This window comes from Verrucomicrobiia bacterium (assembly GCA_035946615.1).
GTDB lineage: Bacteria > Verrucomicrobiota > Verrucomicrobiia > Limisphaerales > UBA8199 > DASYZB01.
The window spans coordinates 67,593-91,313 of sequence record DASYZB010000009.1; the positions used below are offsets into that span (position 1 = coordinate 67,593).

Annotated in this window: 22 protein-coding genes; 10 read left to right on the forward strand and 12 right to left on the reverse strand. The window is 57.9% G+C overall.

The features are described 5' to 3' along the window. Positions 1-14 precede the first annotated feature (14 nt). From VG146_01385 to VG146_01395, 3 genes are read right to left on the reverse strand one after another with little or no spacing between them, the layout of a single operon-like run. On the reverse strand, positions 15-776 hold the full coding sequence (locus tag VG146_01385; GenBank protein ID HEV2390993.1) for a ThuA domain-containing protein: 762 nt from the start codon (positions 774-776) through the stop codon (positions 15-17). Continuing rightward, positions 777-2,129, reverse strand: coding sequence for a Gfo/Idh/MocA family oxidoreductase (locus VG146_01390; protein HEV2390994.1), 1,353 nt, complete (start codon positions 2,127-2,129; stop codon positions 777-779). A gap of 39 nt (positions 2,130-2,168) precedes the next feature. Continuing rightward, on the reverse strand, positions 2,169-3,038 hold the full coding sequence (locus VG146_01395) for a sugar phosphate isomerase/epimerase (protein ID HEV2390995.1): 870 nt from the start codon (positions 3,036-3,038) through the stop codon (positions 2,169-2,171). 375 nt (positions 3,039-3,413) lie between these two features. On the opposite strand from VG146_01395, the gene purE reads away from it, so the two are divergent. Next, the gene (gene purE / locus VG146_01400) at positions 3,414-3,926 is read left to right on the forward strand and encodes a 5-(carboxyamino)imidazole ribonucleotide mutase (GenBank protein HEV2390996.1); all 513 of its coding nucleotides are present in this window, start codon (positions 3,414-3,416) and stop codon (positions 3,924-3,926) included. Positions 3,927-3,933: 7 nt separating this feature from the next. On the opposite strand, the gene VG146_01405 is transcribed toward purE, so the two are convergent. Then, positions 3,934-5,280: a glutamate--tRNA ligase family protein gene (locus tag VG146_01405; GenBank protein ID HEV2390997.1), complete on the reverse strand. Its 1,347-nt coding sequence runs from the start codon at positions 5,278-5,280 to the stop codon at positions 3,934-3,936. A 157-nt stretch (positions 5,281-5,437) separates the two neighbouring features. Between VG146_01405 and VG146_01410 the strand changes: the two genes are divergently transcribed. Continuing rightward, positions 5,438-6,178 (forward strand): hypothetical protein, encoded by a 741-nt coding sequence (locus VG146_01410; protein HEV2390998.1) that lies wholly within the window; start codon positions 5,438-5,440, stop codon positions 6,176-6,178. On the opposite strand, the gene VG146_01415 is transcribed toward VG146_01410, so the two are convergent. Beyond that, a complete protein-coding gene (locus VG146_01415) occupies positions 6,175-6,855 on the reverse strand; it encodes a response regulator transcription factor (protein HEV2390999.1) in 681 nt (226 codons plus the stop codon). The two genes, VG146_01410 and VG146_01415, sit on opposite strands and share 4 nt — an antisense overlap. A gap of 299 nt (positions 6,856-7,154) precedes the next feature. Between VG146_01415 and VG146_01420 the strand changes: the two genes are divergently transcribed. Continuing rightward, a complete protein-coding gene (locus tag VG146_01420; GenBank protein HEV2391000.1) occupies positions 7,155-7,637 on the forward strand; it encodes a response regulator in 483 nt (160 codons plus the stop codon). Positions 7,638-7,773: 136 nt separating this feature from the next. Beyond that, entirely contained in the window at positions 7,774-8,277 is a 504-nt protein-coding gene (locus VG146_01425) for a response regulator (protein HEV2391001.1), read from the forward strand. Between the two features lie 287 nt (positions 8,278-8,564). Here VG146_01425 and phaC read toward each other — a convergent pair whose 3' ends face one another. The 5 genes from phaC to VG146_01450 all read right to left on the reverse strand — a co-directional run bounded on the left by phaC (position 8,565) and on the right by VG146_01450 (position 12,694). Next, positions 8,565-9,653 (reverse strand): class III poly(R)-hydroxyalkanoic acid synthase subunit PhaC, encoded by a 1,089-nt coding sequence (gene phaC / locus VG146_01430; GenBank protein HEV2391002.1) that lies wholly within the window; start codon positions 9,651-9,653, stop codon positions 8,565-8,567. Beyond that, positions 9,650-10,168, reverse strand: a complete 519-nt coding sequence (locus VG146_01435) for a hypothetical protein (GenBank protein ID HEV2391003.1) — start codon at positions 10,166-10,168, stop codon at positions 9,650-9,652. Before VG146_01435 ends, phaC begins: the two co-directional genes overlap by 4 nt. Further along, entirely contained in the window at positions 10,161-11,351 is a 1,191-nt protein-coding gene (locus VG146_01440) for a thiolase family protein (GenBank protein ID HEV2391004.1), read from the reverse strand. Before VG146_01440 ends, VG146_01435 begins: the two co-directional genes overlap by 8 nt. Before the next feature lie 37 nt (positions 11,352-11,388). Then, the gene (locus VG146_01445; GenBank protein ID HEV2391005.1) at positions 11,389-11,871 is read right to left on the reverse strand and encodes a hypothetical protein; all 483 of its coding nucleotides are present in this window, start codon (positions 11,869-11,871) and stop codon (positions 11,389-11,391) included. 223 nt (positions 11,872-12,094) lie between these two features. Next, entirely contained in the window at positions 12,095-12,694 is a 600-nt protein-coding gene (locus VG146_01450) for a polyhydroxyalkanoate synthesis regulator DNA-binding domain-containing protein (protein ID HEV2391006.1), read from the reverse strand. Between the two features lie 248 nt (positions 12,695-12,942). Between VG146_01450 and VG146_01455 the strand changes: the two genes are divergently transcribed. Further along, complete coding sequence (locus VG146_01455; protein ID HEV2391007.1) at positions 12,943-13,758, forward strand: SDR family NAD(P)-dependent oxidoreductase; 816 nt, start codon at positions 12,943-12,945, stop codon at positions 13,756-13,758. A gap of 31 nt (positions 13,759-13,789) precedes the next feature. On the opposite strand, the gene VG146_01460 is transcribed toward VG146_01455, so the two are convergent. Next, entirely contained in the window at positions 13,790-13,969 is a 180-nt protein-coding gene (locus VG146_01460; protein ID HEV2391008.1) for a hypothetical protein, read from the reverse strand. Positions 13,970-14,159: 190 nt separating this feature from the next. On the opposite strand from VG146_01460, the gene VG146_01465 reads away from it, so the two are divergent. From VG146_01465 to VG146_01480, 4 genes are all read left to right on the forward strand, one after another. After that, positions 14,160-14,909, forward strand: coding sequence for a copper homeostasis protein CutC (locus VG146_01465; GenBank protein HEV2391009.1), 750 nt, complete (start codon positions 14,160-14,162; stop codon positions 14,907-14,909). Positions 14,910-15,025: 116 nt separating this feature from the next. Next, complete coding sequence (locus tag VG146_01470) at positions 15,026-15,778, forward strand: hypothetical protein (protein ID HEV2391010.1); 753 nt, start codon at positions 15,026-15,028, stop codon at positions 15,776-15,778. A 235-nt stretch (positions 15,779-16,013) separates the two neighbouring features. Then, on the forward strand, positions 16,014-18,347 hold the full coding sequence (locus tag VG146_01475; protein HEV2391011.1) for an aryl-sulfate sulfotransferase: 2,334 nt from the start codon (positions 16,014-16,016) through the stop codon (positions 18,345-18,347). Positions 18,348-18,387: 40 nt separating this feature from the next. Then, positions 18,388-20,817 (forward strand): aryl-sulfate sulfotransferase, encoded by a 2,430-nt coding sequence (locus VG146_01480; GenBank protein HEV2391012.1) that lies wholly within the window; start codon positions 18,388-18,390, stop codon positions 20,815-20,817. Between the two features lie 88 nt (positions 20,818-20,905). Here VG146_01480 and VG146_01485 read toward each other — a convergent pair whose 3' ends face one another. Further along, the gene (locus tag VG146_01485; GenBank protein ID HEV2391013.1) at positions 20,906-21,508 is read right to left on the reverse strand and encodes a hypothetical protein; all 603 of its coding nucleotides are present in this window, start codon (positions 21,506-21,508) and stop codon (positions 20,906-20,908) included. Between the two features lie 393 nt (positions 21,509-21,901). Here VG146_01485 and aspS point away from each other — a divergent pair, with 393 nt between their 5' ends. Then, positions 21,902-23,701 (forward strand): aspartate--tRNA ligase, encoded by a 1,800-nt coding sequence (aspS, locus tag VG146_01490; GenBank protein ID HEV2391014.1) that lies wholly within the window; start codon positions 21,902-21,904, stop codon positions 23,699-23,701. Positions 23,702-23,721: the final 20 nt, after the last annotated feature.

The window sequence follows — 23,721 nt, forward strand, 5'->3', positions numbered from 1 at the left end:
TGCCAATGGCAAAGCTATGACCTGGGCGCAAGGCCCGCCGCCCAGGCGCAGCCGCGCCGGAGTAACTCTGGCACCGCATTGTTGGTCAGCGCTGTGACATCGTGGCCCAGGGTGGTGTGAAACACGCGGCCTTTGCCGTAATTTAAGACAAATGCCATCGGATATTCTTTGCCGTCCACCTTGGACCGCGCCTGGGCCAGCACGTGGATGGGCGCATCACCGGTCAGGCAAGTGTAGAGTTCGTCGTCGGTCTGGAATGAAGCCAGGCCGCGGGTGACGGGATGCGCCTGGTCCACAATCGCGATCGTGAATTTTCCGCGCGGATCATGCTGGCGCCCCTCCTGGCCGAACCAGGCGCGGCCAGCAAGGTTCTTGAACTCCGGCCATTCGCCATACCAAGCGCCGCAGGCAAAATGCGTGAGCATCAACCCGCCGCCGTTCTCAACGAACCGTTTCAGATTCTCGCGCGCCGCCTGCCCGGGGCCCGGCACCTCCCAATTCTTCCAGTGCAGGACAATGGCGTCATAATTGGTAATGGCCCAGGAGTCGAGGAAATGCGGGTCCTCGACGACGCGCACCGTGAGGCGTGAATCTTTCTCGAGCAAGTCCCGAAGTGCCGGCGCGGTTTGCTTCCATAGGTGCCCGGGATAATCGATGCCGGTGACCAGCAGGATGCGCGCAGCCGATTTGGACGGCGCGGATGCGCTCTGCGCCGGAGCCGCCAGGCAGAACCCAAGAAAGACTCCTGAGGCAATGAGCCGAAAATTCGTGTTCATTTAAATGAGCTTGGTCTGTCCTGGTTTATAGACTTGATAGCTGCCGTCTGCGCCTTTGGTGACGGGCGGTTCCATGCCGTCGTGGCAATCCTCGGGCTTGGGCGGGTAATAAAACTCTGAGGCGTTGATTTCATCCCAGGCAATCTCCTTTCCTGTATAGCAGGAAATCTGGCCCATGATGCCAATCATGGTGCTGCGCGCCATGTAATCGCCCGCATTGATCGGATTGCCGGAACGGACCGCGGCAAAAAGTTTGTCGTGCTCGATCTGGTACGGATCGACCTGGTGCGGGTCCGTTCCGCCACCGCTCCAGCGCCAGTTGATGGCGCCCCAGATGCGGCAATTCAGGATGGATGCTTTGCCTTTGGCGCCGAAGACGAGGCTCGAAGACTCATCGTAGCAGCCGTTGGTGGTCCGGCAGAATGCATACATCCGCACGCCATTGCCGAACTCATAAATCACACCATGATGATCGAACACGTTGCCATAAATCTCCTCGACCATCGTCGAGCGGCCCCCCAGCCCATGGCATTTAACAGGCGCCGTATTGTGCAGCACCCAACTCGCCCGGTCCACATTGTGGACGAGCGACTGCACCACGTCGTCGCCCGACAACCAGTTGAAATGGTACTGCGTGCTGACCTGATACTGAAGCTCCGTCAGCCCGGGGTCGCGTCCGATAACACCGTAGGGCGCGCGCAGGAAATTCTCCTCGATCCCCACCACCTTGCCGATGGCCCCGTCGTGGATGCGCTGGACCGTCTCGATATATCCGGGATGATGGCGGCTGTGCAAACCCGACTGCACACTGAGCTTCTTTTCCCGGGCCAACGCACAGGCAGCCTGGACCATCTTGATCCCGTATGGGTCGATGCCGTGCGGTTTCTCGACAAAGACATGTTTGCCGGCCCGGATGGCGGCCATCAGATGGAGCGGATGAAACTTCGCTGCGTTTGCTATCAGGACAACGTCCGACGCCTCAATGACCTTCTTGTAGCTCTCGAATCCAACCAGGCATTGATCCTCCGGCACCTGGACCTGGCCGGCCCTTTGCGAACCCGCCAGATCGCTTTTGATGGCCTCGCGCGCCCGTTTCACCCGGTCGAGAAAGATGTCGCACATCGCGACCAGCCGCGCCCCAGGATCGGCCCGGAGCGCCTGGGCGCCTGCGCCGGTGTTGCGGCCGCCGCACCCGATCATGCCAACCCGGATGACACCGCTGCCGGCAGCGTGCGCGCTGCGGGCAAGGTCCAGCGTGCCCAGCGCCGTGGCCGCAGCAGCGGCGGTGGAGGTCTTGAGGAAATTGCGGCGGGTTATGCCGTCCGATTGGATGAGCTGCAATTGCGTTGCCATAAAGAAGTCAAGTGATGATGAGCCTGCCCCACATCGTTTTCAACAACTTTCCTTGATGCCCAGTTCTTTCAGCGTTTTCCGCAGCCAGGCGAGCGATTTCTCGATCAACGGCCCACCTGCTCCTTCGCATTCAATGCTCAACACGCCGTTGTACCCGGCATCCCGAAGCAGCGCCAGGCACCGGCGTATATTCTGGGCATTTACACCCTCGCCAAGCGAGCAGTGACTAACCGCAATGCCTGTCTGGCCGCCTCGAACCGCTTGGGCCAGCGATTCAGAGACATCCTTCACATGAACGTGGCTGGTCTTGCGTATAAAGCGCTTCAGGAATGCCACTGGATCACGGCCGGCAATGAACGTATTGCCCGTGTCCATATTCATCCGCAGAAACGGGCTGGGGCTAAAGGCCAGCATCCGGGCCATCATCTCCGGATTCGTAGTGAAGTACCCATGCGGCTCGATGTTCACAGTCACGCGGTGGGCCTCGGCTACCTTGAGTATCTGCTCGTAGCTGCGTTTCATCAGCCCCAGGGATTCTTTATCTGGCAAGCCCTCGGGCTGGTGCAGTCCGTCGGTAGTATCGACGCGCGGACAGCCGGTCTGCGCAGCCCAGGCGATTGATTTCATCACGTAAGGCACGCCGCGCAGCGGGCCATCCTCGCCGGAGAGCGGGAAGGCGGCATCGACCTGGGAGAATTGCACGCCGAACTTATCCATCTTGCTGCGGAGCAACACGGGGTCTTCATACAGCGCCACGTGCGGCTGGTAGCCCAGGCCATGAATCCAGCTCACCCCGTCAATGAGCCCGCACTCGATGAAGTGGACTCGATTTTGCCTGGCCCAGGCGAGACACTTATCGAAGGACCAATAGGCGGAATTAAACGCGTCGGTGTGAAAGCCAATCTTCACTATGATTTCTCCTAAGAGCCTGTTTTAAAAACAGAATTGCCGGCCTTCGGGATTTCCTGTCATCGCAAAAGTTGTGATAAACCGTTCCTGCTCGATTGCAAGCACAGATTATGACGCTGCCGAATGCTGCCTGAATGTTGCCGGTTAGGGCCTGTTTTAAAAATAGAATTGCCGCCATTCGTCCGCGTGCTCGTGGTCGAAGGACCTGAAAATCGAGGACGAAGGACGAGGAGGAGCGGGCGCCGTCCATTTTCAAAACGCGCTCTTAGCCGGTTGCATCGAACTCGTCATCTCCCGCTGCTTCGTCTGCCGCTTCATCTGCACAGATTTGCTCTTGCGAGAAGAGCAGTAGCGCACGAAGCTAGCGAACGATTTATGGCGGAAAAAAAGAAGATTTCCAAGGACACGGCGCGGGTTGGCATCCTGATGGGGAGCGATTCGGACTGGCCGACGATGAAAGCGGCTGCGGATGCCTGCGCAGAATTTGGCATTGCCCACGAGGTGCGGGTGATTTCGGCGCATCGGGCGCCGCAGGACCTGGCGCGCTACGCCAGCAGCGCTCATAAGCGCGGGCTGTGCGTCCTGATAGCCGGGGCAGGGGGCGCCGCGCATTTGCCGGGTGTGGCGGCGGCGTTCACACCATTGCCGGTTATTGGGGTGCCCATTGCGGGCAAGTTCCTCAAAGGGCTCGATTCTCTGATGTCTATTGTCCAAATGCCCAGCGGGGTTCCGGTGGCAACGGTGGCCATTGGTGGGGCGCGCAATGCCGGCTTGCTGGCTGTGCAGATACTGGCGGTGTCGAATCCGGGGTTGCAACAGAAGTATCTCGAGTTTAAAGGGCGTCTAGCGGAGGATTCCCGGGCCAAGAATCGCAATCTCGCACTCTGAGGTCCCGTTAGCTCATGTGGGCCAAGGCACGGTCAATGCGCTGCAAGGCGCGGTCTTTGCCTAAAATTGCCAGTAGATGATAAAGGCTCGGGCCGGCAGTGCTCCCACAGCAGGCCAGCCGGGTGGGATGGACCAGCACGCCCGGCTTAACCCCGAGTTCAGCGGCGACTGTTTTCAAGGTGTTGCCGATCGGGTCGGGCTCGAACGGAGCGAGATTTCCCAGCGCCTCCCGCAATCTGGCCAGGCGCGGCTTGTTCTCCGGGTTGAAATCCCTCGCTGCCGCTTCGGGGTCATATTGGATTTCTTCCTTGAAATAGAATCCGGCGTAAGCGGGCAATTCACTGAAGAGTTTGAACTTGCCCTTGCAGGTATCGAGGGCGGCTTTGACGTAAGCGACCGGGAAACGGGCCGTGTCCAAACCCGCGCGCGACAGAGCGTGAACCGACAGTTCATAAAAGCGGTCGGCGTCCATGTCGCGTACGTATTCTCCATTGAGCCAGGTTAATTTGCTCATATCGAACCGGGCGTTGTGGCGCAGAATTTGAGGGAGGTCGAAGGCCTCGATAACTTCCGTGATGGGCATCTTCTCGCGATTTTTCTTGGGTGACCACCCCAGCAAGCAGAGATAATTGACAACGGCTTCGGGAACGAACCCCTCGTCGATGTAAGCAGCCAGCGACGCGCCGCTGTCGCGCTTGCTCATCTTGGTGCCGTCGATATTCAGGATGAGGGGGATATGGGCGTATTGGGGCGGCTCGATACCGAAGGCGCGTAACAGGGCGATATGTTTGGCGGTGTTGCTCAGATGGTCTTCGCCGCGAATCACATGGGTGATGTTCATCTCGAGGTCGTCCACCACGTTGACCAAATGAAACACCGGCTGGCCGTCCGAGCGCACGATAACAAAATCCGGGTCCTTTTGCTCGCGGTCAGTCAACTCACGCCGGACCTCTCCGACGACCAGGTCGGGAATCGTAATGGGCTCGCGCGGCATTTTGAATCGGACGGCCCCTTCATCCTCATAGGCCAGCCCATGGGACAAAAGCGCCTCGACACGCCGCTGGTAATTCTCCTTCCGCTGGCTCTGAAAGTAAGGGCCATAAGAGCCTTTGCTTGAACCGGTGACTTCCCCGCTGATGGGTCCTTCGTCCCAGTCGAGTCCGAGCCAACGCAATCCATTCAGGATGACATCAACCGCCTCCTGAGTGTTGCGGGCCACATCGGTGTCTTCGATACGCAAGATAAAGGCCCCGCCGGTGTGGCGCGCGTAAAGCCAATTGAACAAGGCTGTCCGGGCGCCGCCGATATGGAGGAACCCGGTGGGACTTGGGGCAAAACGTACTCGAGGTTTCATCGTCAAAAAGGGATGCGGGGGCTTAACCCAACCGCACGGTGACGATAACCTGTCCGGGGCCTGTGGCAAGCCCGGAGCACTCGCCATGAATACGGCGCGGCGGGCCCAAGTCAAATCTGTAACAGAACAGAACGAACCGAAACGGACCAGGTGGTTTATGAAAGCGCGGATGACAACCGGATGGGTCCTGGCAATAGCCCTGACGAGCACCACAGCAATTTGCCAGGTCCCCAGTCTTACTCCAGCCCAGCAACTTCCAGGCCTGCCTCCACCGGGCAGCCAAAATGCACAGGCGACCAATTGGACTTCTGCCCCCTCGCCGCTCTTTTATCAGAGCATCGACTCAACCCAAGCGAAACCTGGGGCTTATGTCTCCCCTTGGCTGGCCGAGGTCATCAAGATGACACGCGCCGGGATCGACGATGACGTAACGCTTGCTTACGTAGGCAGCGCTGCAGGCACCTTCAATCTGCAGTCCGGCCAAATTATATACCTAAGGGACCTGGGCGCTTCGAACGACCTCATCAATGCGATGCTGCAGCACGACCAGGATTTGAATATGGGCATTATCCCGCTGGTAGCCTCGACAGTCCCAAGCGGGCTTGAGGGCGGCGCGCTTGGGTTTTCGGCGGCGTCCGCGCGCTCACCGCAAGCAGCGGGGCCTTCCGGCGATGGGATCCCAGAGCGGAGCGGTTCGGCATCCATCGTGGCGCCGGACGGCCCGACTCCCAGCATTCTGGCAGAGAATGGAGGGCCTGGATGGGGCACCGGATGGGCTTGGAGCGGCGGCTGGACGTTTAGCGAGGATAACGTTCCGGAACAGCCGGACAACCTGCGTATCCGGCTTCCCTATCCGGTTAAGCTGACCGATCCGATCGTGATGCTCAGGCTTCCTTAGAGCTGCGGCACGCCGGCAAGGTTGGTTTCAATGATGCCCCGGGCGGCGGCGTGCCGCACAAGGCTGGCGGTGTCATGAATATCCAATTTGTTCATCACTTGCTGACGGTGTTTCTCGACTGTTTTGACACTCAATCCCAACTCGCCGGCGATTTGTTTGTTGGCAAACCCCTCGGCAATGAGTTGCAGCACCTCGGCTTCCCGCAGCGTGAGTTCGACATTGGCCGGCTTGCCTGAGGAATCACCCGCCAACGACTTGCAGGTTTGCTCCCGCAGCCGTTGGGCAATCGCGGGGCTGAAATAGGCATTGCCCTTTTTCACCTCGCGGATGGCCTTGACCAGGTCAGCAGCGGCGGTCTGCTTAATCAGGTAGGCGGCGGCTCCGGCGGCAATGGCCTGTTGCACATGGTCATCATCATCGTAGGTCGAGAGGATGAGTATTTTGGCAGTGGGCACAGCCCGAAGAATCTGGCGGGTGGCTTCCCAGCCGTTGAGCAGCGGCATCGCCAGGTCCATGACGACCACCTCGGGGTGGAATCGTTCCGCGAGATTAACCGCCTCGCGCCCTGTTTGGGCCTCACCCACCACTGTGATGTCGGGTTCGGCGGTTAAAAGGGCTTTGAGGCCCTGCCGAACTACATTGTGATCGTCCACAAGCAATACGCTGATATTTGGCATAAGAACAGGTGCTGATTTCGTTTGGTTACCTGGCCACTATGGCGTTTCGGGCCGCCGAAGAATATGGGGTGTATTCCTCACCCGGAAACTATAAGAGCGGCTCCACTTGGGGGCCGCTCATTTTCCTGACTCTACCGCTGTTTGCATTGAGCAGTGACAGGTTTGTCAGGACATACAGATTATGGCCGAAGGGCGCAAAACTGGAACTGGGTGTTCACCCCAAACGTTTCCAAGGCTCTTGCCAATGCTCGCGCAGAGCTTATGATGTCGCACAGGCAGTCTGGTGAACGAGGTAAACTATGCGAAAAAACCAATTCATTCTCCTGGCTGAAGATGACCCGAACGACGTGTTGCTCATCCAGCGCGCCTTTGAGAAGGCCGGCTTGCAGCAGTCCCTGAAAGTTGTTCGCGACGGAGATGAGGCCATCGAGTACTTAAGCGGCCAGGGCAACTTTTCCAATCGGGAACGGTTTCCGATCCCCTTCCTGCTGCTGCTGGACCTGAAAATGCCCGCCACCGATGGATTTGAGGTATTGCGGTGGGTTCGGGCGGAGGCGGAGTTGAAACGGCTGCTGGTGGTGGTGCTCACCTCCTCGAATCTTCAGGCTGATGTTGATCGGGCTTATGAACTGGGTGCCAATTCTTATTTGGTCAAGCCGGTTGAGTTCGCGCAAATGGTCAACATGATTCAACGCTTCGAGACCTACTGGAGCGAGATCAATCGCACGCCCACCGGGCCGGCTTCTCCGAGTGCCGCGCGAACCGAGACCCTGGCGCGTTGAGAATATTCGGTGAATAGCCGGCGAGGAACTTTTCTTTGACTTGCCGCGGTAATTCCGGTAGTACCCTTCCCTGATTATCGGGCACAAGGCTGCTGTGAACCCTCAAAGCGTGGTGGCGTGTACCGATTTGATCATTATGAACGAGCAACTTGCTACCACACCGGCCACCTCCCGGGACGGTTCCCGAGGTAAAAGGCGGCTCCCCATTTGCGTGGCCACCGTGCTGCACATCGATGACGATCCGAATGATACGGAACTGCTGCGCGCCGCTGCCCGAAGGGCGGGCGCCGAATTCCTGCTTCATAATGTCAATGATGGGGAGCAGGCGATCGCTTATTTGAGCGGCCAAGGATTGTTTGCAGACCGCCAGGTTTACCAGAGACCTTCCCTGGTTCTGCTCGACCTCAAGATGCCGCGCGCAACCGGTTTCGAAATCCTTGGGTGGATACGCAATCATGCCGAGCTGGGGAAGATTCCTGTGGTCGTTCTGTCCGGCTCGGAATTAAAGGCCGACATTCAGCGCGCTTACGACATTGGCGCCAATTCTTACCTGATCAAGCCGCCGGGGTTTCAGGACCTGGTCCAGCTTGTCAGAAGCCTGCATGCCGTTTGGCTTGCCAACCCTCCACAGCAAGGGTGAAGGATGAATTATGAAGGTTGAACGGGAAAGAAACTGAGAGCGTGTTTTGAAAATAGACGACACCACCTCCTCGATCTCGTCCTCGATTTTTCAGGGCTTTCGAGAACGCGGACGACCACGAGCACGAGGACGGCAATTCTATTCATCCTTCATAATTCATCCCTCCTCCTTTCCCCTGTAGCGCAGGCCCCGATGGCCTGCGCTACCCCTGTCTGCCTCAGGCGTGGGGGACCACGCCCGGCCACGGCGGTTCGGACAACACACGCCCCTCCCCGCCGCAGAGTGTCCTAAATCCTGTCCGCCAGCCATTGGCAGGCTTGAGGCCAAACTTCCTTCTGGGCGCGCCCGCCAATGGCCAAGCCAATATGCCCGCTGCCTTCGAGCAGAATCGTTTTGCGGTCTCTGGACCCGACCAAATCATTGAAGGGCGTGCCTTGCGAGCAGGGCACCAGGTCGTCTTTGCCCGCCATGATGGTCAAAACCGGGCAGGTGATGTTCCGCAAATTGACAATGTGTTTGCCCACCGGCATTCGGTTCTGAGTCAGCAGATTCTTTTGATAGAGGTACTTTACAAATTGCCGATAGACCTCGCCCGGCACGGGGATGTTGTCCTGCAGCCAGGTCTCAGTTGTCAAAAAATCCTCGATGAACTTTTCTTCGTGCATGTGCTCAAAAAAATTCACCGGTTTCTCGAGCACATTGCCCACTGGCCGCAGCAATAGAAATGTGGCTTGGAGGAAATCCGGCGGGCAGTTGCCAAACGCATCCACGAAACGGTCCACATCGAAATTCTCGGGCCGGGTCCAGACGTTGAGCAGACTATCCTGGCTTGAAAAATCGATCGGAGCGGCCAGGAGGATAAGATTTTTGACGCGGTCCTGGTGCAAGGCGGTGAACATCGCGCTCATGGTGCCTCCCATGCAATAGCCCAGCACATTGAGCTTTTGGGCGCCCGTCCGCTCCCGCAGGTAATCCATGACGTTGACCATGTAGCCATTGATGTAATCGTCCAAAGTCAGGTGCCGGTCGGCGGGAGTCGGGATGCCCCAGTCCACCAAGTAGGTGTCGAAGCCCTGTTCGACGAAATTGGCCACCACGCTGCGGCCTTTCTTCAGGTCGAGGATGTAGGGCCTGTTGACCAGGGCGTAGATAAACACCAAAGGCGTCTTGTAACGCGGTTTTTCGGCGCTGATATAATGCCGGAGTTTGAGCCGGTCCTCTTCATAGACGGTTTCGGCGGGGGTGACTCCTTTTCGAACCCGCTGGGCGCGCTGCCAGAGGGTGGGCAGATGCGTCATGCGCCCGACGGCCGCTGCGGTCTCATCGCAGAGTGCCTGTTGCCACTGCACCCAAGGATGGGAAAAGCTTTGGTTCATGGCGCGGCTCTCCGGTTGTTGGCGCTGTTGCCCCGAGCCGTGGGTTTGGCAGACCGGCCCTTGGCCGGCCCCCGCCTGGCTACCCCTGCCCTGGAGGCAGGCTGGCCGATGGTTTTCTTGAGTTGTTCCACCTCACCGGATAGTTGATCGATGCGGTCCAAAAGCCGCTTTTCCATGTGCCTTACCGCCAGCATCACCGTATCAATATCGCCGCGGGAAGGGGCCTGTGTTTCGTTGCGGACGCGGCCCATGAAATCATTGCTCAGTTTGCGGAAGGTGATCGCGTTTTCCATCCATTGGCGCATGCCGTCCAGAAATTGGGGTGAGCGCATGAATTCATCCCATGAGGCAGCCAGCGCCTGGAAAATTCCCCCTCGGATTTGGCGCATCACTTCGGGCGGGGGTGAGTTCGGCGTGAACGTAAAGGCCGCCTGCATCATCTTGGACATCGTTTCGACCCAGATTTTTTGAAACCCGGCCGCTTCGGAGGCTGCTTTCTCAAACTCCTCAGTCATAATTCGAGCAAAGTTCAACCGCCATAGCCACAGCCTCTCCCCCGCCTATGCAGAGGGAATTGACCCCGATGCGTTTGCCACGCTCCTTTAAGGCATTGAGCAGGGTCACCAGCGTGCGCGCTCCGCTTGCCCCTATCGGATGCCCCAAAGCCACAGCGCCGCCATGCACATTGACCTTCTCATGGGGGATGCCCAATTCCTTCATTGCTGCCAGGGGAACAGCGGCAAAGGCCTCGTTAATTTCAAAAAGGTCGATCTCATCGACGCTGATCGAGAGCCGTTTCAACAGCCTGTCGATTGCTCCAATGGGCGCCAGGGTAAACCATTCCGGCTCCCGAGAAAACGACGCATAACCCATGATTCGGGCCGCCGGGTTGATTCCAAGCTCCTTTCCCTTTTCGCGCGAAAGCACCACGACGGCGGCCGCTCCATCATTAATGCTCGAAGCGTTCCCGGCTGTAATTGTTCCCTTTTCACCGAATGCGGGGCGCAGTTTGCGCAGCTTTTCCTCATTAAACTTTTTAGGATTTTCGTCCTCGGCAATCCGGACGATCTCTTTGCCGGCTTTGACCTGAACGGGCTCGATTTCGCGAGCAAAGATGCCTTTGCTGGCCGCTTCGAGCGCGCGGCGGAAGCTGGCAATGGCAAACTCGTCCTGCTGCTGGCGTGTGAACCCGTATTTTTCCGCGCAACGGTCCCCGCAAATGCCCATGTGTACGTTGTGATAAATATCCCAAAGACCGTCGCGGATCATCGCATCGACCAGTTCCCCATTGCCCATGCGATAGCCCACGCGCGCTTTCTCCAGCAGATACGGCGCGCGCGACATATTCTCGGTGCCTCCGGCGACAATCGCTGCGGCATCGCCGGATTTAATGGCCTGGGCGGCCACCATGACCGCCTTGAGGCCCGAACCACAGACTTTGTTGAGTGTCATCGCGCCGATTCCCGGATCGAATCCGGCGCCGATGGCTACCTGCCGGGCAACGTTCTGCCCAAGGCCGGCGCTGACCACATTGCCAAAAATGACCTCATCGATCTGGCCGGCCGGCACGCCGGCCCGGCCGACCGCCGCTTTGGCAACCGCGCTGCCCAGCGCCGGCGCCGAGACCGATTCGAAAGCGCCGCCAAAGGCGCCAATGGCGGTCCTCACGCCGCCAGCGAGATACACTCCGTCATTCATGGCAGGGATTAGGTTAAGGTTGGCGACCTGGGCGCGCTCAGGCGGTCCGGGCACGTGTCTGGGCGCCGTCGCTGGTCTTGCGCACGAAGTCGATCCACGAATCAATCGCCTTGCTGCTCATCTCACCAACCGCCTCCGCATTCGAGCGAACGGCCCCCAGCGAGGCCGTCCAAAACTCCATCCACTTGGTCTGGCTTTCGGCCAGGCCGGGGGTCTGGGCGGCTTCGACGGCTTTCTTCATGAGTTCGGTGCTGGCGTGGCCGTTCTTTTCGAGCAGCGCCATGAAGTCCTCCATCCGCTGCTGGGCCAGGGGCATGAGGTTGTTGGCCACTCCGGTCATTTGAGTGAACTGCTTCTGCCAGTCCTGGGAATACGTGGCCTGATTCAGCATCGAGGTCCAGCATTTGCCCGCTTCCTCCTGAAGTTTCAAGCCGGTGCGGACAGCTTGCTCATAATTCTTCATCGCCGTGTCGGCCATGTCCGACATGGTGTCTTTTTCCTTCGTTGTATTGGTTTTCATTGATTGTTGCTCCTTTCTTGTTTTGGATGCGAGCCGCTTTGCTGCGAATGCAAAATTTCCCTCAACCGGCGCGACCTGCCCTGGCGAGTGATGATGTTTTTCAGCTCCATCATTTCGGCGGCTATTGCCGCTTCACCACGAAGCAGCCCTAGTCTCTGTTGCTCATTTAACTCCCAATCGGCAAACTTGTCAACAAATATTTTTGCATTTGCACAAATATTTTTTAACGCCCTTTCTTAGGGCGGCGGACCGGCTTTTTGCGCCCTCGCTTTCGCCGGAGCCGCTCGTTTTGAGTTTCCAGCTCCCGAAGCCGCCGTTGCATTTCCGCCGTGTCGGCCGGCGCAGCCGCCTGAGCCGCTGGCGTCGAGGGCTCTTGAGGCCGGCTCGCAAAGCCCGCGGCCAACGGGCCCAGCATCGCCTTGGTCCAGGCCGATACGGAGGGGAAAAGGGAGGGCAGGCCGTGGGTGCGGCGGATTTGTTCTTCGACCTGCTGTTGGTAATCGAGAAAGGACTTGAGGGCCTGGTTGAAGTATTTCTCGATGAAATCCTTGACTAATTGGTCGTTCATGCGAATCAGGCGCATCAGGAGCGGGACAGGCAGCGAATCGACCTTGGGGGTGTCCAACTCGAGAATAATCTGCGTCAGTACCTGCGCCGTGATGTCGGCGCCCGTCGGGGCATCAACGACTCTCAAATCATAGCCCTGCTGAATGAGCGTGCGGATTTCGTCCAGGGTCAGATGCCGGCTGTGGGTCGCGTCATAGTACCTCCGGTTGGGGTATTTTTTGATCTCCAACCGTTTGTCTTTCGGGTCCGATTCCATGGTCGCCTCACATTAAATCCCGGGCGGCCCCCCGGCAAGTGAAACTTGGATTTCGCAGTCGCACAACAACTTCTATCGGCAAAGCGGCCACGCCCCGGCAGTGCCGGAATTCTTCCAACGGGGTTCCTTCTGCCGGTTGGGAGGGCTTCGACTGAAGCCAATCCTTGACAAAGCAATCAGCGATTGGATATTGCTTTCATTGTGCAATCGCACAATAATGGGTTCACAATGGAAACGAAAGGCAAGCCATGAACATCAAGGGAGCGGTGGCGGTTGTCACTGGCGCGGCAGGGGGTATCGGGCGAGCCTTGGCGCTGGAACTGGCCAAGCGCAAAGCGGCCGGGGTGGCCCTGGTCGATCGCTCGGAGGCGGTGCAACCGGTTGCCCGGGCGCTCAACGAATTGGCCGGATGCCCCATCGCCTCGGGCTACAGTGGAGATGTTACCGATGCGCAGTTCCGCAGCCGGGTTTACCGGGAGACACAGGCCAAATACGGTGAAGTGAACATCTGTGTGCCGGCGGCTGGAATCACCCGGGACGGTCTGGCGGTCAAAATGGATAAGCAAACCCAACAGGTCTCGATCTACCCGGTGGAGACCTTCCGCGAGGTGGTTGAAATTAACCTGATTGCGCCGGTCTATTGGGCACTCGAAATGGTCGTCGGCATTGCGCAACGGCGCTCACGGCAGGGTCTCAAACGATGGGAACCCACCGAACCGCTGCAAGGGACGGTCATCTTCATCGGGTCAGTGTCCTCTCGAGGGAACAAGGGCCAGATAGCCTATGCGGCCACCAAATCGGGCCTGGAAGGGGCTGCAGCGACGCTGATGATGGAAGCCGTCTTTCATGGTATCCGCTGCGGAGTCATTCATCCGGGGTTTACCGACACCCCCATGGTCCGGGCGTTGGGTGAAAAGTTTATCGAGGAGAATATCATTCCCCGGACGCAACTGCGCCGCCTGATTCAGCCAGAGGAGATAGCCGACGCGATTTGCTTCATGATCTCGAACGCGGCAGTGAGCGGCTCGTTGTGGGCAGACGCCGGCTGGCACCCCGCAGCCTGAGACCATGCCTTGGGCAGGCGCCGGCGCAGGTTTACCTGGCCGTCCTGCCGCGACGAGCCCTGGCCCGCTGAATGTTGCGGATGGAGCTTTGCAGGTCGCGATAAGCTTTGGCCAGGGCGTCATCAAGCCGGGCGCAGTCCTCGATGGCGGCCTCATCGATGTGCGGCTGGCTCAGCATGGCGCGCGCGGCGGCGCTGCAATCGCCCCGCATCAGATATATATGCGGAACATCACGTCCACGGCATGATCCAGGAGATGAGCAGTTGGTTTATCGGGTCGTTTCACGGCGCGAGCATGTCCGAGCGCCGTCAAATTGCATTCGGATAAACTCTCAATTTGGAATAGGTGTTTGTCTGACAAGAAAACTTCCATACCGTTCCTGGATTGCTACGATGCCGCTCATGATGCGCGTTGAAATCTGCGTCGATTCGGCCACCGGCGCCTTTGCGGCCCAGCGGGGTGGGGCCGACCGTGTCGAGCTTTGCGATAACCTCCTCGAAGGGGGCACCACTCCGAGTGCTGGCTGCATTAAAATTGTTCGGCGCGGACTCAAGATCGGGTTGCAGGTCATGATCCGGCCCCGCGGAGGAGATTTCCTTTATTCGAACGAGGAATTCGAAGTCATGCGCGAGGACATCCGGGCGGCCAAGGACCTCGGGGCCGATGGAGTGGTCTTTGGATGCCTCACCGCTGAGGGCGACATCGACCGCGCGCGCGCCACCGAGTTGGTTGCCTTGGCCCGGCCACTGAATGTGACGTTTCACCGCGCTTTCGATATGTGCCGCGACCCGCAAAAGGGGCTGGAAGAATTGATCGGCCTGGGAATCGACCGCGTGCTGACCTCCGGCCAGGAGGCCTCTTGCCTGGAAGGCCTCGAGCAGATCGCCGCTCTCCAAAAGCAGGCCGCAGGGCGCATCATTATTCTGCCGGGCGGCGGCATTACGCCGCGCAATATAGAACGAATCGTAGCGGAGACAGGCATCAACGAAGTGCATCTGAGCGTCCGGGCCGCAGTGGAAAGCCGCATGACCTACCGCAACTTGCGGGTATTCATGGGCGGGAGCTTGCACCCGCCGGAGTTCAATTGGAAGACAACCGATGAGAGGGCCGTGCGCGGCGTTGTGGATGCCTTAAGGAGCAGGACTCGCTGATTTGGCAGATTTGCGCGGATGTGTAACCTGATTGCCTTACGTCGCGTCCTTTGTCGTGTGCATCAGCCAACCAGGTTACTTGGAAACCAGAAGCCCTGTGCAACCATGGGATTCCCATGATGCAAAGGGGAACACTTCTGGGATTTTGCATTGGATTGCTTTTAGCTGCTCCCGCCTGGTGCGAGGTGCGCGTCTCGGTGCAAAACAGCAACGGGGTTGCCTGGATCACCTATGAGTGCACCGCTGGCGAACTCGTTAGGGCTTTTGCGCTGGATGTCTCGGTCGATCGCGGCCAAATCGTGGGCATCTGCGGGTTTATACGTGGAGAGAGCAAGGCCGGAGCCACAGGCTACGGGATTTTTCCTGCCTCATTCCGGGATCATATTCTGGCCGGTGCTGGGACCAATATCGATTGGAGTGCGAGTGATTACACACCACTTGCTAATCCTGCGGACAGGCCCAACGATACCCTGCCCGGACTGAATTCGAGCGGCGTTACATTGGAATTGGGCGGCTTATGGGACCCGACAGTGCCTGCGGCTATCCCCGGTCCGGCGGGAACACTGTGCGCCTTGCAACTCAGCGAAGCGGCCAACGTGAGGGTGTCTGCTAACCTCAGCCGAGGCGGAGTGGTGAGCGCATTTGCCGAGAGCCCTATCCGGCCCATTTTTGTTGCAGGCCCCGTTGGTCCCTCGATCCTCGGCACAACGCTTCAAAATGGCGTGATGACCGTGCTGTTCAATGGCGGGGAGCTGCAGAGCGCCGATGCCATAGATGGCCCATGGGTTGATACAGGGGATTCCAGTGGCAATCACAGCGAGCCGGTGGGGACTAATCAAATGCGGTTTTACCGGGTACGAAGCCCTTAGGTCTATGCTGAGGCGATTTCTTCTGTTTTTTGCACTAGTAAACTGGCAACTAAGGTTCGTCACGCGCATAGGAAAGCAATTCCCTCTCCTCCTTTGCAGGACAGAGGTCGGGAGAAGAGGCCCTCTGTCTCGAAACTTCTGTGTCACAGTCCTAGCGCTTGCCCTGCTCTGGGCGCCGCATTGCCTTTTAGGCCAGAGTCCTGCCCGCCAGGCAGGTTATCTGTATTTATCACCGATGCCAGGCTCCCCGTATGTTTCCCAGCAGACGCGTTATATATTGGTCCGCTTTGTGGGTATCACCCCGGCACAGGTAACCAATCTGGCGTCAGGCTTTATCAGTGTGAGCGGAGCGCAAAGCGGATTGCACACCGGAACCGCCCGGGTGGCCAGTGACGGCAAAACGGTGATGTTCGTGATGGAGACGTATTTCGCCATGAACGAGTTGGTGACCGTTACGCTGAATCCGCAGGTCGAGCCCGGAGCGGCGGGGAATGTGCAGCCGTATCAATACCAGTTCATGGTGACTGCGCCGATGCCCGGCACCTTGCCCTTGGCGGTGCGCGGCGCCTACCGCTCCGATTGGGCAACCCTGGTTTCGGATGACGCCATCACCCAGCCACCCCCTGCGGCCCCAAGCAGCCGGCTCGCCACCAAAGCGGTGCTGATGAGCAACGGGGTTTCCGTGCCAAGCGATTTTCCACAGGTTGTCATCACTTCCAACACCAACCCTTCTCCTGGAGACCTTTTCCTAGAGAACGGTTTGGACGGCGTCCCTCCTTATACCATGATCATGGATAACAATGGCCTGCCTGTCTGGTACAGCCGGGGACGCATGTACGATTTCAAAATCCAGAAAAACGGGATGATTACCTGGTGCCTTTCCGACGATACCGGCTTTCCGGCTTTTGACCAAAACTTCAATTATCTAAAGACTTATCTCACCACAAACGGCTATCTCACCGACGGTCATGAGCTGAAAATCCAGCCCGATGGCACTTATTTCATGATCGGCTACCAGAACAGTATCGTCGATATGACCAAATATGTGACCAATGGCTATCCCAATTCCATTGTGCGGGAAACCGTGGTCCAGGAGTTCACCGCAGCGGGCGACCAGATCCTCCAGTGGCGGGCCTGGGATAACTACAATATTTCCGATGAGAACGGCAACACGGATTTCCCCCACATGAACGGCATCGACATCGACGAGGATGGCAATATCCTCGTATCGGCCCGCCACCTGAGCGAGGTGACCAAAATCGACCACAATTCCGGGGACATCATCTGGCGCCTGAGCGGCGCGCGCAGCAGCTTTACGTTTACCAATGACTCATTCAATGGGACCAGTTTTCAGCACAACATCAGCGCCCTTGGTAACGGGCATTATATGGTGTTTGATAATGGCAATTACCATACTCCTCTAATATCCCGAGCTGTGGAGTACCAACTGGATTTGACCAACATGATCGCCACTTTGGTCTGGCAATATCGCGATACACCGGATGCCTACACCTATTGGCTGGGAAACGCCCAGCGTCTGCCCAGCGGCAACACCCTCATTAACTTTGTCCGCCCGTATTATCCCAAGGCCATTGAAGTCGATACCAACGGCGTGAAACATTTTGAATTGAGCATGGTGCCAGGTTCGGATGCCTACCGCGCATTTCGTTTGCCTTGGAACGGCGTGGTGGCCGTCCCTTATCTCATACTCGAGCCGCAGGTGGATAATCTCACGCTGATTTTTAACAAGTTCGGAGACACGAACGTGGCCTACTACCGGATTTACGGTGGACCTTCCCCCCACCCGACCAATGTGCTGGCCGAATCTGTCACAACCCTCAAGCAATTATCCAACCTGCAGAATGCGCTTTATTATTTCCGCGTCACGGCGGTCAGTAAGAATGGCGTGGAAAGCCCCTTTTCCAATGAGGCAAGCGTCAGCGTAAACATCGTTCCTCCCGGGTCGAACCTGGTGCAAAATGGCGATTTTTCTCAAGAGGTGGTGGATTGGGCTTTGTATCTCAGCGGCCAAGGGGATGCGGCTTGGGACACCAGCAGCAGCGGTGCGGAAGTTTCTATTGTCGATGGAGGCGCGAGCCTGACAGCCGTGCAAGTGGCCCAAAGCAGCCTGGCTCTGGTTCAGGGCAGACAGTACGTGCTGCAGTTTGATGCCTGGTCGGACCAGCCCCGTTATATCGGAGTGGGACTCGCGCAAAGCGCCTTGCCCTTTACTGATTACAGCCAGATCAGTCCCCCGTTCCTGACGCCTAACCTCGCGCATTACCGCTACCGTTTCACCATGCAGCAGCCCTCTGATTTTTCCGCCAATCTGCTCTTTAACCTCGGCGGTTCAAGCGGCAATGTCTATTTGGCCAATATCACCCTGTTCAGCTCGCCGGTGGGCGATTTGAACCTGGATGGCCGGGTGGACTTTCTGGACCTAAGCATCCTGACGGGCAATTGGCTTCAGCAACAATCCGGGCTGCCCGGTGACCTCAACGGCGACGGCAAAGTCGATTTCAATGATTTTGGCATCCTCGGTCAAAACTGGAGTCCGGCCAGCCCTTGAAGCCCGGCTGGCCTGAACCTGTGCAGAGGACGAATTTTTCATGAAACACCCGACCACCTGTATCTTGGCAGCCCTGGCTGGATTGCTTTGCTTTAGGGCAAGCGCCCAACTGCCGGCTGATTTCCCGACCCTCACAGTCACCACCAATTATCCGGCAGCCGTGGCGGATGGCTGCATCTTTCAAGGGGTGAGCCTGCCCGCGCCCGGTGTCGGTTACTATGCGATGGTCCTCACTAATGACGGCACCCCGGTTTGGTATCAAAAGCTCACCAATGCCTGCTGGGATTTTAAGGTGCTGCCCAATGGCTATCTTCACTACGCCCAGCAGATTCACGCCTTGAGCTACACCGGGGGCGGCGATGTCGTTCACCAAATCCTCGACCAGAATTATTCGCCAAAGGAGACCATTCAGGCCGGAAACGGGTATGTTGCCGAGGCGCACGACTTTCAAATGTTGCCCAATGGAGATGTGCTCCTGATCGGGTATTACCTCAGCCAGGTGGATATGAGCCAGGTTGTCCCCGGCGGCAATCCCGCTGCCATAGTCTCGGGCGCGGTCATTCAGGAGTTGGATGCGCAGCGCCACGTGGTTTTCCAGTGGCGCGCGTGGGACCACTATCCCTTTACCAGCCAGTGGGTCAACTCAACGGCTTCGGTCATTTCGGAGTTCCACCTCAACTGCGTGTTCCTGGACACCGACGGCAACCTCGTGGTGAGCACTCCTGATTGGGTCAAAAAGATCAGCCGGCAGACCGGGGCCATTCTGTGGCACCTGGGGGGAGTCGAGAACCAATTCACCTTTGTGGGAGTGTCGCAGCAGGAAGGCATCCGTGATTTTCAGAGCCATGACATTAACCGGCTGCCCAATGGAGATGTTTTACTCTATAACAACAGCCAGTTCGGCCAAACCGCCAGCACTTCACGAATCCAGGAATATGCTTTGGATGAAACCAACAAAATTGCCACCCGCATCTGGACTTACACCCCGAACCCCGGCATTTCCGGACCTTTCCAGGGCAGCGCCCAGCGCATGGCCAACGGCAACACCTTTATCGGCTGGGGCGGGCTTCCGGACATCACGACAGCCGCCTGCACCGAAGTCGCTGGAACCAATGTGGTGTTCCAGATGAAATTTGATGATACCAATGTCGTCAGCTATCGCTCTTTCCGCTTTCCTTACCCTCCAGAGTCGCAGGCAACAACCGTTTCGGTTCTCGAATTGGCCAACGGCAACAGCTACAGCTTTGGCCAGACCGGCGTCTCGATCGACGTGCAGAATGGCGCGGGCGGCTACAACATCCTGACCGTCACACGCAGCCCCTACGCGCCTGTGTACCCGTTGTTCCAGGGGAAGGAGCCGCGTGTCTTACCCGTGCGGGTGAGCCTGACCGAAAACGCCATCGTCACGCTGGGAGGGGTAATAAACTTCGATGCGCAGAGCTTTGGCTTCTCCGACCCCACCAACCTTACGGTCTATTACCGGCAGACGACCGGGCAGGGGTTGTTCCTTCCGCAATCAACGACCTATAATCCGGTCACTCAGAAGCTGAGCGCGGCGGTCACGCTCACCACCCAAGGCAACGATTTTGGCGAGTTCATCTTCTGCTATCCGGACATTCCTGATGTCCCCTATCCCCCGCTGTTGGACCAAGTCGAGAATTACCCCGGCATTCAGCCGTATGACGTGGTTGCGCCGGTGCTCGCGACAACCGGGAACACGTACTCGGTAAACCATGCCTTGCCCGTCTTGCTCTCCTGGTCCCCCAAAGGCTTCGCTCGCTCCTACCAACTCCAAATCTCCACCAACGCCGATTTCTCCTCCAACCTCGTCTCAGTCTCTTATCAGACTGATGCCTATTACGTTTGGAACGGCGCTGCGCCCAATACGACTTATTATTACCGGGCCAAGACGATCAACGAAGGCGGCGCCAGCGACTGGTCAGATGGCGCCTTTCAGACCGTGCCGCCATTTATCAGCCTGACCTTCCCCAACGGCGGCGAGGCCTTACAGCGCGGAGTGCAATACTTCATCCGTTGGAGCGATGATCTGGCGGAAAACATCAATATTGACCTCTACAAGAGCGGCGCCCTCGTAAAAAATATCGCTGCCAACGTGCCCAGCAATGGGGCTTATGAGTGGCAGCCTGGTTTTGACATCGTCCCCGGTAGCGATTACTCGATCCAAGTCTCCAGCACGACTAACGCGGCCTTATCGGCTCTTAGCCAGGCGCCCTTTAGCATCATTGACGCTCCGACCGTCACCCCAGGCTCAGTGACCATCCTCCCGGATGGCAAAGTCCAATTTGCGATTGCTTGCCCTGGCGCAACCCAGGTCTCCGTGCTGTCCTCCACGAACTTATCGGACTGGCAACTGCTGCAAATCCTGCCGCTCGATAGTGGCGGCGCCTCGTTCACGGATAACACGGCGACCAACTCCCCGGCCCTGTTCTACCGCCTGCGAGTGCCCTGAGAGGGGGCCCAGCCTGGGCTGAACCCTCTCTCGTGCGCTCACTATCCGCGTTCAGCGCCAAAGTAGGGGACGATTTGCAGGTTGCGCTTTAGTCACCATGACCATGCTCACCATGACCACGCTCACCATGACTCCGGTCGTCATGATCGGGACCGGCAAACGGCCCGGCTGAGATATTCCCGGAGTAGATCGCTGCGCCGTTGGTGTCGCTGGCCGGACTTGCAAACTGCAAGCTGCCGATCAATGAGAAATGCGTGAGTTCGTTACTTGTCCCGAAATGCGAGGTTTCTCTTGCTCTCAGCGTGCCGGCGGCTACGGTGTTGGTTCCCAAAAACACCCAGGATAGACGCTCGACAACTGTCCCATTGGTTTTGGCAAGGGCAACGCCGCCCGAAAAGGCGATCGGGGTAGCGATGAGGGTGTCGTTCGTTCCGCTCACCACCTCCAAATCATCTGCTGTCAGGTTATAAACCAGTCGAAGCCCGGTCAGGTCGGTTAATCCTGATGCCGCAGCCGCATCGGAAATGATCTGCCGATTGCCATAATGGCTATAGGATAATCCCCCGGAATCATTGGTCATGACACTGACCGTGTTTACTTCGGCTTTGAAGAGCTGCTGCGCATTGGCTGGTCCAATTACGAGACAGGACGATGCCACCGCGGCCAGGACGAGTAGGTTTGATTTCTTCATTTGCTTTCCTTTGTTTGTTTATTCAAGCGCAGAACTCCAAACTGCGCACCGGCCAGCCCTAATAAGGCGAGACCGATGCCTGGGTGATTCTGCGTAATGATGAGAAGTGCCATAGCTGCTTGAGGGGATCAAGGGAGGCCAGCCCTAGGATTTTCCGAGGCAAGACTGGGCTTTTTACCGAGCGCCGCAAAAACCGGCCGCGGGAGTGAACAACCACGATTGGTTCGATAGTCCCCGAAGCCGATGCGAGTCGGTCGTAGTCGCGGCGAGCCGCCGCAGATTGTAGAATTGTCTTTGAATTCCTCATTACTCCCGGCACTATGCGCCCTCGCTTTTGGATTGGGGAAGGGCTGCCGGCGCACCTGGCTCCTGCCTCCTGGTTTATCCATTAAGATGAAACGCACGCATCATTGCAATGAACTGCGCCCGGTGAACATTGGGCAGGCCGTCACTTTAGCCGGTTGGGTCCATTCCCGACGCGACTTGGGCGGGGTCATTTTTATTGATATTCGGGATCGCGAAGGGCGCACTCAAACAGTGTTCGACCCATCGGACCTGCCGAAGGACCTGTTTGAGCGGGCCGCGGCCCTGCGCAGCGAGTGCGTTGTCCGGGTCACCGGCAAGGTCCGCCAGCGCCCAACCGGAACCAGCAATCCAAAAATTCCCACAGGCGAAATCGAAGTGGCGGTGTCGTCGCTCGAATTATTGAACTACGCCGAGGTGCTGCCGTTTCCGGTGGATGACCCGGAGGTGGCCAGCAAGGTGAACGAGGAATTGCGGCTCAAGTACCGTTACCTGGATTTGCGCCGGCCTGAGATGGCGCGCAACATCCGATTGCGCAGCAAAGTGGCCATCGCGACCCGCAGTTACATGGACGAGCAGGGTTTTGTGGAAGTCGAAACCCCGATTCTCTTTAAGAGCACACCGGAGGGCGCGCGCGAGTTTTTGGTGCCCAACCGCCGTGAGCCGGGCACATTCTACGCCCTGCCGCAATCGCCGCAGCAGTTCAAACAAATCCTCATGGTCGGCGGCATCGAGCGTTATTACCAGTTGGCCCGATGCTTTCGCGATGAAGACCAGCGCGCCGATCGGCAGCTCGAATTTACACAAATCGATATTGAAATGTCCTTCATTGATCGGGAGGACATTTACCGCTTGGTCGAAGGGTTGCTGCAACGCGTCTGGAAGATTGCTCTCAACATCGATGTGCCGGTCCCGTTCAAGCGAATCACCTTCCAGGAAGCCATCAATCGCTACGGCATTGACAAGCCCGATACACGGTTCGGAATTGGGTTAGCCGATTTTACCGAGGAATTTCGTGGGAGCACCTTCAAGGTATTCAGCGGGGCAATTGCCAATCACGGGGTGGTCAAGGCAATCAATGCCAAGGGCCTGGCGGGAGCCACTCAGGGCCAAATCGACGCCATGACCGAGCTGGCCAAAAGCCTCGGCGCCAAAGGCCTGGCCTTTATCAAGATCGAAGGCGGCGAATGGAAATCGCCAATCGTCAAGTTTTTCAACGAAACCGAAAGAGCGGCCCTGGCACAAAAATTGAATATCGCCGAAGGCGACTTGATTCTTTTTGCGGCAGACCAGTGGCTCGCGGCGTGTGAGATTCTGGGCAAAATCCGGCTCTATTGCGCCGATCTGCTCAAAGCGCAGGGGCGGCTCGATATTCCCGCCGGGCGTTTCGATTTTCTGTGGGTTGTCGATTTTCCATTGTTGAGCTTTGATAAAGAACAGAATCGCTGGTACTCGACACATCATCCCTTCACAGCGCCGGTTGCCGAGGATATTCCCCTCCTCAAAAACGAACCGAAGAAAGTCCGCGGCCAGCATTACGACGTAGTCGTCAACGGAGTCGAATTGGGCGGCGGCTCGATCCGCATTCACCAGCCCGATGTGCAGAAGATGGTCTTCGAGGAGGTGTTGCAAATCCCGCCCGAGGAGACCCGCCTGCGCTTTGGCTACATGCTGGATGCTTTTAAGTACGGCGCTCCGCCCCACGGCGGCATCGCCCTGGGCTTTGACCGGATGATAGCCATCCTCTGCGGCACTCCGAGCATTCGGGACGTTATTGCTTTTCCCAAGACTGCCAAAGGCACTTGCCTGATGACCGAGTCGCCCGCCCCGGTGTCGCCGCGCCAGTTACGCGATTTACATATCGAGCTGAAGGCGGCAAAGCCGGGCTGACATTGCTCCGGAGGGCCCAC